The organism is Bacillus sp. YC2, assembly GCF_019891195.1.
Classification (GTDB): domain Bacteria; phylum Bacillota; class Bacilli; order Bacillales; family Bacillaceae; genus Bacillus.
On record NZ_JAHXDO010000014.1, the window covers coordinates 28,134 to 46,946 of the forward strand.

The window sequence follows — 18,813 nt, forward strand, 5'->3', positions numbered from 1 at the left end:
ACTTCCAGGCAATAAAACGTTGTCTATACTTAGAAGATCATCAGGGAAGGGGAAACTTTAAAAAATGAATCAACAAAACCTAAGGACTTTGAGAAAACTGGTTACACCTTATGAAAAGTCCGATTTACAAAAAAGTATTTATCAAATCATTAACACATTGGTACCATTTTTCCTGTTATGGTATTTGGCATATAAAAGCTTGTCGATCTCTTATTTCCTTACATTAGCGGTTTCTGTCGTTGCGGCAGGTTTTTTAGTGAGAACCTTCATCATCTTTCATGATTGCTGCCACTATTCCTTTTTTAAGCACAGAAAAGCGAATCGAATCCTTGGAACAATAACAGGAATTCTGACTCTGCATCCTTTTGATCATTGGGCACACGACCATTCTGTCCATCATGCGACAAGCAGCAATCTGGACAAACGCGGTACAGGCGATATTTGGGTACTGACCGTTGAGGAATATAAGGAAGCCTCAACTAAGACAAAAATAATGTACCGTTTGTACAGAAACCCGTTTGTTATGTTTATTATTGGGCCGATTTACGTCTTCGGGATTACCAATCGTTTTAATCGTAAAGGGGCAAAACGCAAAGAACGGATGAATACGTATGTAACGAACCTGGGGATCGTCGCTTTGGCAGCACTTTTATGTTGGGCTATTGGCTGGCAAAACTTCCTGCTGGTTCAGATGCCCATTTTTACGATATCGGGATCTCTCGGAATTTGGATGTTTTATATTCAGCATACGTTTGAGGATTCTTATTTTGAAGAAGATAAGCATTGGGAATATGTAAAAGCAGCAGTTGAAGGAAGCTCTTTTTATAAGCTTCCAAAAGTCATGCAATGGCTGACAGGCAATATCGGTTTCCATCATGTTCATCATTTAAGCCCGCGAGTCCCAAACTATAAGCTTGAAAAAGTGCATAATAACACTGAACCATTGCAAAACGTTCCGACCATTACACTGGCAACAAGTCTTAAGTCGTTAAAGTTCCGCCTATGGGATGAAGAAGGCAAAAAATTTGTTGGTTTCAGCTACTTAAAAAAAGCTTCTAAAAGCCAAGTATCAGCGCGGCTAAGAACGATTAAATAAACTCCCCATAACCGATGGCAAGGGGCAGTGTATCTTACAGAATAAAAGTGCAGACTCGCGCAACGGTTTTGTGCAGAGGTCAGCACTTTTTTAGTGTCGAATACACTTGCAGACTCCACAATGTGGTATTGCCGAATTTCCCTCATAAAAAAATAATACCAAAGGTGGTTAAACCCTTGATATTATTGAGATGCGGCCGAGAGGACTTGAACCTCTGCGGGTTATTCACCCACTAGGCCCTTAATAAAAAGTGGAAGTATATTGTCAGTTGCAAAAGCCAGCCATTTCAAGCATTTGAAGTCATTCGTTACACTCATTTCCACCATTTTATATTCATTTTGGGCACAAAATGGGCACTGTTAAAGTTAATACAAAGATCAACTGTTGAATCTGTTCTTCCCCTATAATTAACATTCGTATGATGAGCTTGAAAATTTTATAGCTGTTTAATATGAAACTGATTCAGTCTTCGGTTTTTGCTCTTTTTTTATTTTCATAGTTTCAGGCAGTAAGAAGGTAAAGGTTGCTGCTCCCAACAAAATAATAATTGAGAAATAAAAAGAAAATTCATAGTTACCCATTTCACTATAAAGAAGACCTGGTACATAAGCTCCCAGTGCTGATCCTATCTGATGACTCAGGAATAGCCAGCCTAAAATAAAACCCACTGAATATTGTTTGAAATATTGCGTGGCTAACAGTTGAGTAGGAGCTACAGTTGCAAAATCAACTAGTCCGAACAGAGTTGCAAAAATAAGTAATATGACCGGATGATGACTATATAACAGGATACAAATTGATAATGCGCGTATGACATATAAAAGAATAAGCATCTTTTTACTGCTCCAACGGTCTGCCACAATTCCTGAAATTAATATCCCCAAAATATTAAATCCCGCCAATACACTAACTGCAGCACTGGTTACACTTGTTGAAAATCCATGGTCATGAGAAAAAGGAATAAGGTGAGTATCCATCAGACCTGTAGTTGTAAAACCGCATATAGCAAAAGGTAATATTAAAAACCAGAATTGTTTCTTGCAAAACACTGCCCAAACAGAAAAATTGGTCGTATGCTGTTCACTTTCAGCTTCTTCTTTCATAAAGCCGCCCATAGGAGATAACCCCATCTCGCTGGGATGATTCCGTAAAAATAACAGTATGATAGGAAACACAATAACCATTAAAAGTATGCCCAAAATCACTACAGTTAACTTCCAGTTAAACCATTGAATCAAAATGAGAGAGCCAGGAACAAGAAGCATCTGACCAGCGCCAAATCCTGCCTCCATAATTCCAAAAGCAAGTCCGCGTTTTTCATTAAACCAATTTGTAACAACAACTGTTGCGGCTACATTAGATGCCCCTCCAACACCAACAGAGATCATAATTCCATAAAGGATAAATAATTGCCATGGATGATTCACAAAAGAAGTTAAAATAAAACTAAGCCCGACCAAGAAAGTACTAACTGACAAAATCATTCGGGGACCTAATTTATCAACCAACCTCCCTATAATGGGCTGAGATATGCCATATATGATAAAACTCAGTGTGGAAATAAGTGAGATTGTTCCTCTATTCATAGAAAAATCTTTTTCCCATGGTTCAACAAAAGCTCCAAATGAAAGACGTGCGCCTTGAACCGCTAAAAAGGTTAAAAAAGTGACAAAAACAATAACCCATGCATAATGATATTTTATGCTCATCCTATCTCCCCTCTACTTTATAATTCCAAGTCCCAGCGCTCTTCTATTAAATTTGATCCCCATAAAGGTTTTTCTTCATGAATTTCTGTCATTTCGAATCCGTTTTTTTTATACAATGGCCGGGCTGTTGACATGTCTCTTACCGTCCAAAGAAATATACGCTCGTATCCATTTTCTTTACAATATTGAACAAGCGCCTTAATCAGACGGCTGCCAACACCTTTTCTTTGAAAAGACGGATCGACTAAGAACCATCTTAACTGTCCTGTTTTTTCATCGTCATTCACTAAGCCGATACAACCCGCAAATTGATTCCCGCTTTCTGCCACCCATATTTTTTCAATATCAGCTTTAAACGTATCGTGAAGATAGGATAAAAATGTTTCATCCCAGCCATGGGATTCGGCATAAAATAATCGCTGTTTCTCAATTATGTTTTTGACATCCTCTGAAGTATAATAGTCTCTTATTGAAATCGGAGATTCTTTATCATAAAAAGAATGCTGCAAAATGTTTTGAATGGTTTCCATTGAATGTACAAGTTTTTCTTGTTCCTTTTTGTCTATGCATTCAAGAATATATTCAACTTGCTGATTGGCTTTTTTCTCCAGGCTTTTATAAATATTTTCCCCTGAAGTGGTTACATAAAGGAAATAATTGCGTCCATCTTCTCTGCATTTTTGCTTATATATTAAGTCTTCTTCTTCGAATTTTCTGACAATTCTACTTACATATCCTCTGTCCAGGTCTAACCTTTCTTGAATTATTTTTGCTGTACAATCGGCCGTATTATAAATTTCATATAAAATCCTTGTTTCTGTTAAAGAGAAAGGACTGTCATAAATATGTTCATTAAGAAAACCCAAAATATCTGTGTAAAACCTATTAAATTGTCTGAATGCTAAAACACGTTTTGTTTTCAAATTTATATACCTCCCAAAAAAAAATTGACTTAAGCAACTTTTTCTAATCGTAATTGAAACAGTTGCTTAAGTCAACTATTGATTTTTTATTTCTTTTAACTTTTTGTAATGACAGGGCTTTTTAAATTATACGCTTTAAAAAACAAGAGCAATCCTATTAAAATAATAGGTGCTCTTGTTTTTTTCTAATTCAATTCGACCATCTCTCTTTTCTTACTGCATATATGATCTGCTTACCACTCTTGGGCTGTAGGCGTAACAAAAACATCATTTATTAATACATCTGAAGGCTGATCGACAACAAAACCGATTGTCTTCGCGACATGTTCTGCATCAATAGCTACTTTATTTAGATTATTTAATACACCTTTTACGTCGTTGTCCGTGACAGTATCCTGCCAATTTGTAGCTATAACTCCCGGAGAAACCATGGATGCCTGGATGTTATGTTTTTCAGATACCTCTTTGCGCAAGCTTTCAGTAATTGCCTTTACAGCAAACTTTGTTGCGCTATAGACACCATGTCCCTCTCCTACTGCATGCCCTGCAATAGACCCGACATTCACAATTTGACCTTTGCCTTGCCGTTTCATATGCGGCAATACTTCTGCAATGGCATACAGAGTACCTTTCAGGTTCAAGTCAATCATTTTTTCCCACTCAGCTACATGCGCATTGTCCCACATGGAGAACAGCATGAGGCCAGCGCAGTTAATCAGCGTATCAACTCTAGCGAATTTCTCAATAGTATAGTCGATTAGGGCTTCGACGTCCTCTTTATTGGTAATGTCTGTTGCTTTGTATATAGCAGTCCCGCCCTTATTCAAGATACGCTCAACAACATTCTTCAGCTTATCTTCACTTCTTGCAGCCAATACGATCTTTGCACCTCGATCAGCAAGATAGCTCGCTGCCGCCTCACCTATTCCGCTTGATGCACCTGTTATGACAATAACTTTATCATTAACATATGTCATAAAAAAATCCCCTCCTTCTAGTGCCATTTACTTTCTAATTTTCACAAACTCGTTTACCGATGCAAGTGAAATAACTTACCAATTACTTTCCATTCTCCATCTGCTTTAAGCAACTGATGATAGTCTGTGTAGGACTCTCCATAAGCATCGTTTTCAAGACTAATACGAGCTGCGGCGATTGTGCCTTCTGCGTCTAAAACGTCGATCCTTGATTTAAGATCCGGCGCGGCACCTGCTTCATCAACAAAATCCCATAAATTCTGAATATGGCCTCCGAGAAAACCATTCGAATTATATCCATACATTGTCGCGTCTTTATGGAAAGCCGGCTGCATAATTTCTTTCTTTCCAGTCACAAGTCCTTCTACATATTTGCCAATTACCTTAACTATTTGATCATAATCGTTTATAGGTGTTTTACTCATTATCTATTCCTCCTTATGTTACGGATTAATTAGATTAAAACCTAAAACCATCACTGTACTGTTTTGGTACAGATGTCTCTTTTCTCAATTGCTTCGCAGCTTCCAGTGTCCAATAAGGGTTTCTTAGCATACCTCGGCCGATAGCGATAAGATCTGCTTCTTCATTACCGATGATCGCGTTAGCTAATTTTGGATCATCCAGTCTTCCTACAGCTATTACAGGAACTTGTAAAGCTTCTTTGATTTTTCTTGCAAGCGGAGTCTGATAAGCTGAGTGTGTTCCCGGCCGTCCCCAAGCAGCAATCTGTCCTTCACCGCCAGAGGAGATATCGAACATATCCACTCCTGCTTCTTGATAAACTTTGGCAAATTCGATGCTTTCTTCTATGTCATATCCACCCTCTACATATTCTTTTGCAGAAATACGCATTAGCAATGGCATTTCGGCAGGCATTTCCTCTTTAGCAGCCTGAATGATTTCTCGACCAAATTTAGTCAAGTCTTTTCCATATTCATCTTCTCTTTTATTTGTAAGCGGAGAATGGAACTGATGAATCAGATATCCATGCGCCCCATGAATTTCGATCGTATCAAAACCAGCTTTGACTGCACGTCTTACCGCTAAACGGAACTTTTCTACCATCCCTTTGACTTCTTCTGTTGATAGCGCTCTTGGTGTTGTGGATTTCTCATCGAAAGGAATTGCTGATGGAGCGACTGGTACAGCTGCATCTTCAGCTTTACGGCCAGCATGTGCAATCTGAATCCCTACTTTGGCGCCATGTTGGTGAATAGCCTCTACAATTCTTGCAAGCGCTGGAATTTGATCATCGGACCACAAACCCAAATCATAATCAGAAATTCTTCCATCAGGTTCAACATCAGTCATTTCAATCATGATGAACCCAGCTCCACCAACCGCACGGCTTACGTAATGCAAGTAATGCCAATCATTTGCAACACCATCTTTCTTATCAACAGAGTACATACACATTGGGGACATGACGACACGGTTCTTCAGTTCTAAATCTTTAATTTTAAAAGTACTAAATAGATCTTGCATGGTAAAACGTCCTTTCCTTTCGAAAATATATGCATGCAACATACATATATATACTTAAAAAATATATGCATGACGCATGCATACAATTTATCTCTAAATCCCCAAAAAGTCAAATCAAAGAGCTTCAAAAAATTCAAGCCCTTTGAAAGGTTATCCTGTTTATAGCCCTTTTATTAGTTCTTTCACTATCTTATCAAAGTTATGCTCTTTTAAATGCTTCTGTAATATCTCATGGAAAACATGAAGGCTTTTATGAAGTTTATTCTCCCCTAATTCCGTTATTCTGGTATAGCTTCCTCTACGATCATCTGAACAAATATGCTTCTCCAAGGCACCGCAGCTTTTGGCCTCCATATTCCCCACTAATCTGGAAAGAGCGCTTTGACTTAGTCCTATCTTCTCCTGTAACTGTTGTAACCTAAGGCTTTTTTCCGGTGACTTGGAAAGATAATAAAGAACGTAGAACTCTTTAATCGATAAACTAAATTGAGCCTGTAATATACTTTCCAATTCCTTTTTGATTTTATTCTGTATAGTGTCCATTGATAACCACTGATCCATGAACTCGTTTTTATTATTCATAAGACAATTTCCCACCAGTCATTCAAGTGATATTCTTTTTTTAAGTATAAGACAACCGGACTCTTTACTCAAATGCATCAATTTATATGCATGCAGCAAGCATATAAATTGATGCATTTGTATTTACATGGCATATTGGAAACGCAGAGGAAAATCTAATCGTTCTTCATTGGGTGTTCAACTAAAATTACATTAGAAATGAGGGATCAAAGTGAGCAAAATATTCATTATTGGAGCAAACGGGAAAGTTGGAAAGAATCTAGTCAATGTCTTAAACGAGAGAAAAGAACATGATGTAGCCGTCGGGTTAAGGAAGGAAGATCAATTTTCTTATTTTGAGGATAAGGGTGTTCAACCAATGTACTTAAACTTAGAAGACGATACAGAAATGATAACTGAAGCCATCAAAGGGTTTGATGTTATTGTCTTCACAGCAGGATCTGGAGGACATACCGGGCCAGATAAAACACTGATGATCGATTTAGACGGAGCTGCAAAGGCTGTTGAGGCAGCTGAAAAAAATGCTGTACACCAATTCATTATGGTCAGCAGCATTGATTCAGACCGCCGGGATTATTGGAAACCAGAGAGTATGAAACCTTACTTTATCGCAAAACATTACGCTGATAAAATCATTAAAGAAAGCAGCCTTAATTACACCATCTTACGTCCAGGTGTTCTATCTGACAAAAGAGGGACTGGAAAGATAACGACTGATCCTTCTGGTTCCGAGACCTCTCGTATACCACGAGAAGATGTTGCACGCGTTATAGAAGCATCAATTGGAAACGAGAGAGCATACAGAAAAATCGTGACACTTCTTGAAGGAGATACCCCAATAGCAACATTATACAAATGATTTTAAATGCATGTGAAAAAAGGTCTTATGTCAGGCTCTCTTTTCCGTCTAAATAATTGATCTTCCGCAGACTAATACCAACCGAGGTTTGACTTATCGTATTAAAAAATTCCAAGGGGGTTTTTTAGAAGCGCTATTTTCTCTTACAACTGGACAGAAATCAATTCTCACAAGCTGCCTCTATCCATTGTGGATGATTTTTATAACCATTTCCAGCTTTTCAAGGAGGAAAAGTAATGGAAGATATTAACCTTTACACGCTGCTGCTTATCGTATGTTTTGGATTTTTAGCTGCGTTTATCGATTCCGTGGCAGGAGGCGGCGGATTAATTGCTTTACCTACATTGTTATTCTTAGGGCTGACCCCAGCACAGGCTGTTGCAACAAATAAATTAGCTGGAACAATAGGCTCTTTAACGAGTACATTTTATGTTTTACCGTTCTGGAAAAATTGATTTTACATCCGTTTACAAGTTATTCCCCCTCGTTTTTATTGGTTCTATGACCGGTGCATGGACAGTCCATTTAATGAACCCCGAATTGCTTAAACCATTAATGCTTGTTATGCTGGCAGCTGTCGCAGTCTATACCATCCTCAAAAAAGATTGGGGAAGTATTTCAACCTATAAAAAACGATCTGTCCGTCATTTTATTATTTTTATCCTTTTCATTTTTGCAATCGGTTTTTCGATGGATTTCTCGGGCCAGGAACAGGTTCATTTTTAATGTTTGCTTTCTTAATGATCGGATTTGATTTTTTAAAAGCAGCAGGCAATGCAAAGTTTTTGAATTTCGGCAGTAATATTGCTGGCTTGCTGATGTTTATGTACCTAGGGCAAGTCAACTATACATATGGTTTACTAATGGGACTTGCTCAAATGGCCGGTGCAGTTTGCGGCTCAAAGTTTGCAATTAAAAGAGGCAGCAGTTACGTTCGTGCTTTATTTATTGTGGTAACCTGCTTGCTGTTAGTCAAAAACGTATATGATTATATTCAATAATTTAGAATTACCCTATCCATAAACAAAATCGCACCGCATGAAAAACCATACCAATATTATTTGGTATGGTTTTCTTAAAGTAGTCCCTGAATAAAGAGATACTTTATTTCAAGTTGCAAAAGCCTATAATATCAGGTTTTTATTTACAACGACTTATTCTTATTTAGAAGTGAAAACACCGGGGTAATTAGGTGTAAAACGCAAGCTCGCCCCTTTAAAAGTCATGCTGTTCCCACTTAACTTAACTCTTTTATTTTCTCCCATAGAATGCCCTTTACATATTTTGCACCCGTCACAGTATCACCTAATGCATTATAGATAGGTGGTTATTACAATTGATTAAAATTGATTTATAAACAGAAATACTTCACTATTATTATTCATTAATTACGCACCATCATATTAACTCTATTCGTCATAGTCTGAAAAAAATATTTCATTAAGGATCACTTTCGCTTTTTTTAAGTTCCTGGAATCAAGTTTATTGAGCATTTCCGTGATCTCGTACATTTCTTCAGCCACTGGGTAAGAACGACTGGCCTTGCTGGTGTCTAGCTCTTCCTTTTCATTTATCTGCGTTGCCCTTGGACTATGTGCCATTTCTTCCTCGTTTGACGCAGGATTTATCCAAGACGTATGCAATGCATCGCGGAGTACATTGAGGACAGTTCCCAATTCGTCTTCGGTATATCGTTGAAAGAAACGATTGATTTCACTATCAATTTGATGATGTAAGTCTTGATGTAAAAGAAGTATCTCTTTGCCCAATGGAGTGGTACGGAACAGAATTTCTTTTTTGTTATCTGGAAGGTTTTCTACGAGGATAATTTCTTTTTCTGCAAGTTTTCTCGTAATTTTGGAGACACTTCCCCTCGATATCCCGAATTGCTTCGAAATCGTTATTCCGTTTACAGGCTCGAGCCTTCCAATCGCCTCCAGCACATGCAACATTAAAACAGTCAATTCTTTCATTGACTCTGAAACAACAGGATCTTGGCTGTTCTGTATCAACCACTGTTTTTCTTCGTCATCTACCGATTGAAGTTTATGCAGCATATCTATTGCGGTTTCCCATACTTCCATGATTAACCGATCTTTATTTTGCTTTTTACTTGTATTATTGTTCATTGATGTTTTTCCTCCAAAGGCTAACTTGATACCATTATACCAATTGAAAGTAAACAAGCAACAATTATTGTTTCGACGAAACAATAGTTGACGGAAGGAAGAATATCATCTATCATTGTTTCCTATAGACATTATGTTTCCAGTTAACAATAATAAGAGAGCAAGACATATTTCATGTACTATGATATTCGATTAGATACTGTATCACTGCGCTGAAACGTCTTGTTCGCATTCAACTGATGTTTGGAAAATTTCAGAGAGGATGCGTAGAAATGACAAACATGATATCTAAATCTCACACCCGAAATATAGGAGGTCGATTCATTTGACAGAAAAATACGACATCGATGTGCTCATAGCCGGCGCTGGTCCGACCGGATCCACACTAGCGGCAGATCTGCTTCGACGCGGCCTTAGTGTCAGACTGGTAGACAAGGCGCCTCATTCATTCAAGGGCTCTCGTGCGAAGGGAGTTCAACCGAGAACCCAAGAGATATTCGAGGATCTTGGCGTACTGAAAGAAGCTCACGCTGAAGGAGGAACCTATCCTCTTATGGGGATTCATTTAGGACCAATTACTGTACCATTGCGGATGCAGAAACGAAAAAAGGTTACTCATGATGTGCCGTACCCGAATGTATTATTACTGCCTCAATACCGTACCGACGCTATCTTGCACCGTCTGCTTGACCGCTTAGGACTAAGTATTGAGTTTGACACTGCGATTATTGGTTTTGAACAGGATGACAACGGGGTGACTGCAACACTCTCTACTGGAGAGAAGATTCGAAGCAGGTATCTTGTAGGAGCTGACGGTGGTTCTAGTACAGTCCGCAAGGCTGCTGGTATTCGTTTCATAGGAGAGACCAACGAAGCCGACCGTATGCTTATCATCGATGGCACAATAAACGGACTGTCACGCAACCGATGGCATGTATGGCCACGAACACATGGGAAGCAGGTCGCAGCATGCCCGCTCCCTCACTCTGACCAGTTCCAGGTAATGATTCGGCTGACACCGGAAGAATCGGTTGACCTCGACGAAACTGCGTTAGCCGTCAAGTTCCAAACGCTCACAGGTTTACAGCTCTGCGACATCACCTGGACCTCAGTGTTCAGACCTAATGTCCGACTTGCCGAGCATTACCGATCTGACAAGGTCTTTCTGGCTGGCGACGCCGCTCACGTACACACACCAGCCGGCGGTCAGGGTCTAAACACCGGTGTTCAGGACGCTTACAACCTCGGCTGGAAACTTGGTCAGGTCATAAAGGGTGCACCAGAGAGCCTCCTAGAGAGTTATGAAGCCGAACGGCAGCCGATTGCCGCACGCGTCCTTAGAATATCCAACGAGCTTTACTCTAAGATTGAGCAGCCTCTCTCAGGACTTAAACGCGGAGATGAGGAACGACAGCTCGGAATCTCGTACTACGGCGGACCACTTGCCCCTACTAATAGCTCTGCTACTAAAACTCTACATGTTGGCGACAGAGCACCGGACGCTCCTTGTAAAGGACCACAAGGTTTAAGTCGCTTATTCGAGCTTTATCAGGGACCGCATTTCACCCTGCTAGCCTTTGGAGCCAACGCGATCAAGACACTCTCTGAGTTGAGTTGGCCGATTGGCGGTGCCGAATTACGCTGCTACGCCGTTGGTAACGGTCTCGGAGTTGACAACAAGCGCCTCGATGACACAACCGGCAAGCTGAGCAGTATTTACGGCATCACTGGTGACACATTAGTGCTGATCCGACCAGACGGTTACATTGGAAGCATTATCACTAACGACTGGCTAGCCAACTTCAACAACATTGTCAGCACGTTTGCCACACAGTCCAATACGATTAACTCGAACTGAGGACCGCTTAGGACATTGGAGAATCACACCATATGTACCGTCATTGTCCACCATTCTGCCAACATTATTCCTTCTTTCGCTAAATTCACAATTTAGTGACGGAAGGATTTTTAAATTACTATATTACTCTTCAAACGATTGCTTAGTATTCTTATCGCTATGCTAATATCTAGTCATAAAGTTGTTTTGCTAATCATCAGGGTTTCTTGGACGTCCTGTGGTAACGCCTTTTTTTTCGCATTACGGGTCGTTGGGATCTAAATACTTTGCGAGCATGAACAAAAAAAGAGCAGATAATGTCTACTCTTCCAATCTCGTTTCTTTTCCTTTAACTTCTTCATAATCAGGTGTTTTCTTATACAAACCAAGGCGATCCCGATCACCATCACCCGGTATATGTGCCATTTCTTCATCTGGAACATCTATCAAAAAAGACTGAAGTGACCCTCTAAAGTTGGCCTAAAGAATCCAGCTTGGGTTTTTTTAGGGTTCTTAATTTCAGGAAGTTTGATTCCATTAGTGACACTCATTTTAAATGTTGATTGATTTTGTTCAACAATTCATTTAAGGTTTGCTGCTCCTCTTCAGTAAGGACAGAAATGATTTCATCTTCCACTTTTTGAAAGGATTGATTAAAGGATTCAATCAGTTCAACGGCTTTAGGCAAAACATAAATATTTTTTTGCCGCTCATTATCAGCAGGGATTTTGCGCTCAATCAATCCTTTTTTCTCAAGGCCTTGAAGCATACTTGTAATACTTGCACCGCGCAAATGGAAACGATCTGCAAGGTCCTTTTGAATTAAATCTTTATCTTGATTCTTGTAGATATAGTCAATGATTTTTCCTTGTTGAGAGTTTAACCCCAAATCTTTTATGCTTTCGTCTGCTCTTTTTTTCAGCTTAAGTCCGATAATTTGAAACAAGTCAAGGTAGGGTGTATCCTTTCGAGACTTCATGGCATACCTCCTAATATAACCGATAAATAGTTAGATAACTAACAGTCAATAGATGAACTATACAAAATTTACGCTCGATCGTCAATGACTGAATTTAGATTATTGACAGTTAGAAAGCTAACTGTTAGAGTTCTAATTAATTATCGAGGAGGAACATCAAAATGACAAACAAAACTCATAAGTCTACTACGGAAAAAGTTACGGCCATTACAAATGTACGTATTTTCGATGGGGAAAAGGTTATCAATGCAAGAAATATTGTTATCAAAGGAGAAAAAATTATTGCAGTGGGCGAAGATATTCCAGCAAATGCAACAATCATCAATGCGGATAATGCAACTTTACTTCCTGGTTTGATTGATGCACATGTTCACACTTCTATAGGCGGACTAAAGGATGCTTTAAAATTTGGTGTGACAACCGAACTCGAAATGAACGGCGATTTTACTAAAAGAGGCCGTGAGATCCAGTTGAAAGATGTGGTTGATGTCGCCGACGTTCGTTCTGCTGGCACTGCGATCACTGCACCGGGCGGTCATCCAGATGAACTGTTACCAGATGGAGATGAAATTCCTGAATTTATCTTGAAAGAATTAGAAAAGCTATCGAGGGAAGACAAGGAGGCTATGCTTGCTGCATACGCTCATGATCACGAAGAAATTCCTCAAGTGACTACTGCGAAAGAAGCAATCAAGCATGTGCATACCCAAGTTAAAAATGGAGCCGACTTCATTAAGATTATGATTGAAGAAGGCACTGTCTTGGGCGCTCCAGGACTGCCTGTTTTAAGTGACGCTATTTTAAAAGCTACTGTTGATGAAGCTCACAAGTTGGAGAAAATCGTCATTGCCCATGTATTGACAGCTCAATCTTCCCAAGAAGCCATCAATATTGGAGCAGATGGTTTGGGCCATTTGTTTATTGACAGACCCGAATCAACGTCCAAGTTGGTGAGTTCTATAGCTGAGTCAGGTGCTTTTGTCACACCATGCCTGGTATTGAACTCATCAATCCTTGGAAATTCGGCATCAGAATTAGCAGATGATCCGCGTGTATATTCTAAATTAAGTCCAGAATGGGTTGATATTTTGAACACAAGCTTTAATACCTTTCCCCAAGGCAGTATGGAGAATAGCTTTCAAAATGTGATGGATCTTCACAATGCGGGTGTAGATATTCTTGTCGGAACTGATGTCTCCCCGGTTCCTGTTCCGAATCTTGGCGGCCTTGCTCATGGTGCCAGCGTTCATCATGAAATGCAATTGCTGGTGAAGGCGGGGTTTACTCCTATAGAAGCTCTTCAGTCGGCTACTTCAAAAACGGCTCGTTGCTTTTGTCTTGATGATCGCGGTCGTATTGCCGAAGGTATGCGTGCTGACTTTGTACTGGTAAACGGCGATCCGACGACCAATATAACAGATACTTTGTCAATCAGATCTGTATGGTTCAAAGGTATAAAACAATCAATTTAATGGTTAATTCATTATAAGTCAGGATCTTTCACTAAGATTGTGAAAGGATATACTTCAATTGAGAGCGTAAAATATCTTGTGTAAATGAAGAAATACAAAAAGGAAGACCTTTTCTTTTAGATTTAAGTCACCACAACCAATTCAAAGAAAGAAGGTCTTTCTTTGAATCAGTTTACAACAGATCTTGTTCAAGCTCTAGATTACGGGGAATCAAAAGAAGCTGTCTATATTGCGGTTGGTTCGCGAAGACGGTTTCCAAAGAAGTACTTGGCTATACGATTGCTCCTAACGAATCTGCCTTTGTCTGGAATGATTGCGGTTATTGTAAGCCTTTTGTTTCTTGATAAGAATTCAGCACATAAAAAAAGAGCAGACACAAAGTCCACTCAACTATTCAAAGAGTTATTTTGTTAATGATAAATACTTATTTACAATGGCTTGAGCGAGACAAGCTGATGAATCAACAAAGGTGATATCGCTAAATTTTTTATCCGTGACAATATTTAAATCCGTACATGCAATTATAACCGTATCAACCTTTTCTGCTAATTCATGATGTAATTCATCATATAATGTAATAGACTCATCGATTTGACCTTGTTTAATCTTTTCTATTATTTGATCGACACAGATTTGCCAACTATCTTGATGTAAAAAATCATAACCTTCTCTGTTTAAGGCTTCTTGAAATATTCCAGATTGAACCGTTGGATAGGTAGCTAAAAGAGCTGCTTTTTTTGAGCCTCTAGGTATTTTTTTTATTGTTTCATCAACCATGCTTAGTAAAGGGACTGAAATCGATTTTTTTAATTGATTAAAATAGATATGTGCGGTATTACATGGGATTGCAATAAAATCAACACCAGTTTTTTCAAGCTTTACAGCACCCTCAATAATTGCCTTTTCCATGTCCGTATGATTGAGAGGTTTATTCATGTAGAAAGGAGTTGGACAAGAATAAATCATCATATGAGGGAAATCCATGTCATGTATTGCTCCATATATTTTTTGGCACTCGTCTACTACTTTATCTACAAATGGCCCAGTAGATTTTGGCCCCATTCCTGCCAGTATTCCAATCATATTTGTCCTCCCCTATAAAAATGTGTACTAATACGCTAACCATTAGTTATTCTTGGGTTACCCAAATATCTACTTCTTAGTTTTTGTTTCTTTCCCTTTAACCTCTTCATAATCTGGCGTTTTCTTATACAAGCCTAAACGGTCATACTCTCCAGTCGCAGGCATATGCTCCATTTCTCCATAATCATTCCCCATTTTATCATAGTAATCATACGAGGAATAATTGAGCGAGCCATCATTATAAAAAGCAAACTGAATATGTTTCACCCCATCATATACACGAATTACGGAATTATCTCTTTTGACATCATCAGTATCCCTTCCTCTTTCACTTAAAGAGGTCTTATACTTCTTTATTACGTAATCAATCGCGCGATCATATTTTCGATCAGATACTTTAGTAAAGACAGCAACCTCGAACCAATTAGACTTCATGATGTTAGACACTCTGCTAATAAACCAAGGAGATTACATCACCATCAAAGAACGTTTAGGACACTGGAGTACACAAACAACAATTGATGTTTGCAGACATTTATATCCTAATAAACAAAAAGAAATAGCGGACAAATTAGGCGACTTACTATAATTCAGTGGACACTTTTGGTCACAAAACACATTTTTTATAAAACACAAAAAAATACCAAAGATGGTTAAACCCTTGGTATCATTGATGCGGCCGAAAGGACTTGAACCTCCACGGGTTATTCACCCACTAGGCCCTCAATAAAGCGGAAGTATATTGTCAGTTACAAAAGCCCTTCATTTTCAAGCATTTGAAGTCATTCATTACACTCATTTACACCGTTTTATATTCATTTTGGGCACAAAATGGGCACGATTTTTAGGTTAAATGCTCTCTACTTTTGGACTGCTTTCATCAGTTCCCCTTAAAAATGAATAATCACTTTCCCTTTTGGTCGCCCATTTGCGACTAGTTCTAGTGCTTCATTTATGTTGTCTATGGTAAATAGTGTTGGATAAATTGCTGGAACAATGTTGTTCTCTTCAATGAGTTTGGTAATCTCTTTAAGTTGTGCGCCGTCAGAACGAACGAAGATAAAATGGTATTCCACGTCGTGTTTCTTGGTTTTGCGGTCATACTTAGCGCCAGCAAGGGAAAATAGCTTTTGTTTCCACAATGGAAAATTTCGGTCTTTTCCGAAACGTTTATTTGGTCCTGTACGAAGAGAGAGCAATCTTCCGCCCGGTTTGATGATACTCAATTCACTGTCAAACTCTTTAGGACCCAGTGTATCAATCACGTAATCCACATTCGACAACAAGTCAACATAGTTTTCTGTTGAATAATCCAAATATTGATCGGCACCCATTTCCAGAGTGCGTTTGCGCGCTTCTGAGCTGCCGCTAACAATGACATTTAGGCCCATTGCCTTTGCGATTGGAACAGCCATTTGACCAAAGCTGCCTGATCCACCTGGAATGAAAACAGATTTACCAGACTGCGCCTCAAGTTCTTCATGCAGACCTTGATACGCTGTGAGTCCAGCCAGTGGTGCAGCAGCGGCTTCCACGTAGGACAAGTTTTTTGGCATTGGTGCAATTGCAGCAGCGTCAATTGCAGCATATTCCGCAAAAGCTCCAATTTTTTCTACCGGAAGACGTGTATAGATGGCATCTCCTGCGTGAAATTCTGTCACATTTTTTCCGACTTTTTCGATCACACCTGTCAATTCATTACCTAGCGTTAATGGGAATTCATAATCTTGAATTAGTTTGACGCTACCTGACATAATCAACATTTCGAGTGGATTGACCGCCGCAGCTTTGACCTTTACCAAAACTTCGTTGTCATCAATTTCTGGAATTGGAATGTCATTGATTTGGGCATGGAGATTTTTTGAGTACTTCGTGATCTGAGCTGCTTTCATGAGTGATTTCATTTTTTAAATCAGCATCCTTACGTTGAGTTACATTTATTAGGGTTCTTCACCTTGTTTTTATTATTTTCGTAAACTACAATCAATTTAATTCTTTTACAAGGCAGCGATAAGCTTCAGGATCTTGTTCACTTTCTTCTCTTAATATAATTTCTACATCACCTGTATTATTTATTATTCCAATTGACTTCCTATTTTATGATTAACCCACCATTAAAATCAGAAAGAATTACAATATTTTTTTCATCCACTTAGCATTATGTCTTTTTAGAACATTCATTCTTAATTGGATAATTAAAATCGATACTGTAAAGAAATCTATGTTTCTCATTCTCACAGATTCTTTACAGTATTGTTATATAGATTTAAAAATCTTATAGTATTGGATAGATTTGATCTCTTAATTTAAATTCATAATTTTCGTCTACAACCCCTACTACATGATGGCTATCATAAAGATTCATCATAAAATCAGCCATTTGCTCAGCTGTATGGTACTTAGGGATATACTCTTTGTAGTTAAATTCATCCGTATCACTTGCATGTTTCATGAATTCTGTTTCCGTCACTGCCGGCGCTAAAACTTTCACCTTCATTTTCGCACCTTTGAGTTCAAGTTCTTTTGCAAGCCCTTCTGTGAATGCACTAACAAAGTATTTAGATGCAGAATAAGTAATACTGCCAACAGCAATTGCATACCCTAGTGCTGATGATACGTTAATTAACTGAGTTCCCTCTACATCAGAATAATCTCGCACAAATAGTGTAGAAAGAATTGTCAAGGATTCTATGTTGACACGTAACATGGTTTCCACTTTATCTAAATTCTGATCTATTACAGAAGAGGATTCACCAAGCCCGGCATTATTAATCCAAGTCTCAATTTGATATTCCTTTAAATTGTTATACAGTGTATATGCCTGATCTGTGACAGATAAGTCACTTGTACGAATAATAACATCCAAATCAGGATTTATATTCTGAATAGCTGATTTAAGCTCTTCTAATTTATCTAATCTCCTAGCTACAATAATTAAGTTTTTGCCGCGAGCAGCAAATGCTAGGGCAGTTTCATATCCTATACCTGAGCTTGCTCCTGTAATAACTGTGTACTTCATATTCATTCTCTCCTCGAAAACATATTTTTTGATTAGTTGATCCATAATAACAAAATAGATTCAGTCTAGTGTCGACAAAGTCAAATCAATAATGTTTTCTAATTTTTCCTTATCATTTGTCGTTTTTGCTAATACTCGTACCCCTACGAGTGAATTATGAATGAATTGAGAAAGCCCTTTGATGTCATAGTGTTTAGGAATTTCTCCTTGTTCTTGACCATGTTTTAGCAGATCAAATAATAAGGCTTCCGCATTTATAAAAATCTCTGTAATTTTCTTAGCTGCTTCTCCATCTATTAGGGATAATTCAACAGCTGCATTAACAGCTAAACACCCTTTTGGCTGATTTTCTTTTGGATAAATAACCATTTCAAATAATTTTCGTATAGCCTGCTTAACCGTTAATTCTGTTTTCACTTCATTCTTCATTCTTAGTTCCATTACTTCTACATAGTGACTTAAGGCTCGCATAAATAAAGTATGTTTGTCGCCAAATGTATCATAGATACTTCTGCGGTGAACGCCCATATGGTCCACCAAGTCTTGCATGGATGTTTTTTCATAACCCTGTTCCCAGAAAAGCTCCATCGCTCTTTTTAATGCTTCTTTTTCATCAAATTCTTTATTTCTAGCCATGTAATCCCACCTTAGAACGTATTA

18 protein-coding genes and 3 pseudogenes are annotated in these 18,813 nt (G+C 38.6%); 7 read left to right on the forward strand and 14 right to left on the reverse strand.

Features of this window, described 5'->3' with window-relative positions:
* The first annotated feature begins 64 nt into the window (after positions 1–64).
* Complete coding sequence (gene desA / locus KY305_RS17410) at positions 65–1,096, forward strand: Delta(5) desaturase DesA (protein ID WP_223063610.1); 1,032 nt, start codon at positions 65–67, stop codon at positions 1,094–1,096.
* A 446-nt stretch (positions 1,097–1,542) separates the two neighbouring features.
* Here the strand turns inward: desA and KY305_RS17415 are convergent, their stop codons facing one another.
* The 6 genes from KY305_RS17415 to KY305_RS17440 all read right to left on the reverse strand — a co-directional run bounded on the left by KY305_RS17415 (position 1,543) and on the right by KY305_RS17440 (position 6,775).
* Complete coding sequence (locus KY305_RS17415; protein ID WP_223063611.1) at positions 1,543–2,805, reverse strand: MFS transporter; 1,263 nt, start codon at positions 2,803–2,805, stop codon at positions 1,543–1,545.
* 17 nt (positions 2,806–2,822) lie between these two features.
* Positions 2,823–3,728: a bifunctional helix-turn-helix transcriptional regulator/GNAT family N-acetyltransferase gene (locus KY305_RS17420; protein ID WP_223063612.1), complete on the reverse strand. Its 906-nt coding sequence runs from the start codon at positions 3,726–3,728 to the stop codon at positions 2,823–2,825.
* A 233-nt stretch (positions 3,729–3,961) separates the two neighbouring features.
* The gene (locus KY305_RS17425) at positions 3,962–4,705 is read right to left on the reverse strand and encodes an SDR family oxidoreductase (protein WP_223063613.1); all 744 of its coding nucleotides are present in this window, start codon (positions 4,703–4,705) and stop codon (positions 3,962–3,964) included.
* Positions 4,706–4,758: 53 nt separating this feature from the next.
* Positions 4,759–5,130: a nuclear transport factor 2 family protein gene (locus tag KY305_RS17430; protein ID WP_223063614.1), complete on the reverse strand. Its 372-nt coding sequence runs from the start codon at positions 5,128–5,130 to the stop codon at positions 4,759–4,761.
* A 34-nt stretch (positions 5,131–5,164) separates the two neighbouring features.
* Positions 5,165–6,193 carry an NADH:flavin oxidoreductase/NADH oxidase gene (locus tag KY305_RS17435; protein WP_223063615.1) on the reverse strand — a complete coding sequence of 343 codons (1,029 nt, stop codon included), beginning with the start codon at positions 6,191–6,193 and terminating at the stop codon, positions 5,165–5,167.
* 159 nt (positions 6,194–6,352) lie between these two features.
* Complete coding sequence (locus KY305_RS17440) at positions 6,353–6,775, reverse strand: MarR family winged helix-turn-helix transcriptional regulator (RefSeq protein WP_223063616.1); 423 nt, start codon at positions 6,773–6,775, stop codon at positions 6,353–6,355.
* A gap of 211 nt (positions 6,776–6,986) precedes the next feature.
* On the opposite strand from KY305_RS17440, the gene KY305_RS17445 reads away from it, so the two are divergent.
* Entirely contained in the window at positions 6,987–7,634 is a 648-nt protein-coding gene (locus tag KY305_RS17445) for an SDR family oxidoreductase (protein ID WP_223063617.1), read from the forward strand.
* Positions 7,635–7,870: 236 nt separating this feature from the next.
* Positions 7,871–8,635: pseudogene (locus KY305_RS17450) on the forward strand (TSUP family transporter).
* Positions 8,636–9,043: 408 nt separating this feature from the next.
* Here the strand turns inward: KY305_RS17450 and KY305_RS17455 are convergent.
* Positions 9,044–9,763, reverse strand: a complete 720-nt coding sequence (locus KY305_RS17455) for a MarR family transcriptional regulator (RefSeq protein ID WP_223063618.1) — start codon at positions 9,761–9,763, stop codon at positions 9,044–9,046.
* Between the two features lie 325 nt (positions 9,764–10,088).
* Here KY305_RS17455 and KY305_RS17460 point away from each other — a divergent pair, with 325 nt between their 5' ends.
* Positions 10,089–11,621, forward strand: coding sequence for an FAD-dependent oxidoreductase (locus tag KY305_RS17460; RefSeq protein ID WP_223063619.1), 1,533 nt, complete (start codon positions 10,089–10,091; stop codon positions 11,619–11,621).
* 300 nt (positions 11,622–11,921) lie between these two features.
* Here KY305_RS17460 and KY305_RS20155 read toward each other — a convergent pair.
* Positions 11,922–12,032: pseudogene (locus tag KY305_RS20155) on the reverse strand (cystatin-like fold lipoprotein); the annotation flags it as partial.
* Between the two features lie 115 nt (positions 12,033–12,147).
* The gene (locus KY305_RS17465) at positions 12,148–12,579 is read right to left on the reverse strand and encodes a MarR family winged helix-turn-helix transcriptional regulator (RefSeq protein ID WP_223063620.1); all 432 of its coding nucleotides are present in this window, start codon (positions 12,577–12,579) and stop codon (positions 12,148–12,150) included.
* Positions 12,580–12,740: 161 nt separating this feature from the next.
* Between KY305_RS17465 and KY305_RS17470 the strand changes: the two genes are divergently transcribed.
* Both KY305_RS17470 and KY305_RS17475 read left to right on the forward strand, forming a co-directional pair.
* On the forward strand, positions 12,741–14,051 hold the full coding sequence (locus KY305_RS17470; RefSeq protein WP_223063621.1) for an amidohydrolase family protein: 1,311 nt from the start codon (positions 12,741–12,743) through the stop codon (positions 14,049–14,051).
* Between the two features lie 162 nt (positions 14,052–14,213).
* Positions 14,214–14,465 carry a hypothetical protein gene (locus KY305_RS17475; RefSeq protein ID WP_223063658.1) on the forward strand — a complete coding sequence of 84 codons (252 nt, stop codon included), beginning with the start codon at positions 14,214–14,216 and terminating at the stop codon, positions 14,463–14,465.
* Here KY305_RS17475 and KY305_RS17480 read toward each other — a convergent pair.
* Together KY305_RS17480 and KY305_RS17485 are read right to left on the reverse strand one after the other, a co-directional pair.
* Positions 14,454–15,134 (reverse strand): aspartate/glutamate racemase family protein, encoded by a 681-nt coding sequence (locus tag KY305_RS17480; RefSeq protein WP_223063622.1) that lies wholly within the window; start codon positions 15,132–15,134, stop codon positions 14,454–14,456. The two genes, KY305_RS17475 and KY305_RS17480, sit on opposite strands and share 12 nt — an antisense overlap.
* A gap of 69 nt (positions 15,135–15,203) precedes the next feature.
* Positions 15,204–15,569: a cystatin-like fold lipoprotein gene (locus KY305_RS17485; protein ID WP_223063623.1), complete on the reverse strand. Its 366-nt coding sequence runs from the start codon at positions 15,567–15,569 to the stop codon at positions 15,204–15,206.
* On the opposite strand from KY305_RS17485, the pseudogene KY305_RS17490 reads away from it, so the two are divergent.
* Positions 15,501–15,723, forward strand: a pseudogene (locus tag KY305_RS17490) (tyrosine-type recombinase/integrase); the annotation flags it as partial. The gene KY305_RS17485 and the pseudogene KY305_RS17490 overlap by 69 nt on opposite strands.
* A gap of 301 nt (positions 15,724–16,024) precedes the next feature.
* On the opposite strand, the gene KY305_RS17495 reads toward KY305_RS17490, so the two are convergent.
* The 3 genes from KY305_RS17495 to KY305_RS17505 all read right to left on the reverse strand — a co-directional run bounded on the left by KY305_RS17495 (position 16,025) and on the right by KY305_RS17505 (position 18,789).
* Positions 16,025–17,038, reverse strand: coding sequence for an NADP-dependent oxidoreductase (locus tag KY305_RS17495; protein WP_223063624.1), 1,014 nt, complete (start codon positions 17,036–17,038; stop codon positions 16,025–16,027).
* 371 nt (positions 17,039–17,409) lie between these two features.
* A complete protein-coding gene (locus KY305_RS17500; RefSeq protein WP_223063625.1) occupies positions 17,410–18,153 on the reverse strand; it encodes an SDR family NAD(P)-dependent oxidoreductase in 744 nt (247 codons plus the stop codon).
* Positions 18,154–18,213: 60 nt separating this feature from the next.
* Positions 18,214–18,789, reverse strand: a complete 576-nt coding sequence (locus tag KY305_RS17505) for a TetR/AcrR family transcriptional regulator (RefSeq protein ID WP_223063626.1) — start codon at positions 18,787–18,789, stop codon at positions 18,214–18,216.
* Between the last annotated feature and the right edge of the window lie 24 nt (positions 18,790–18,813).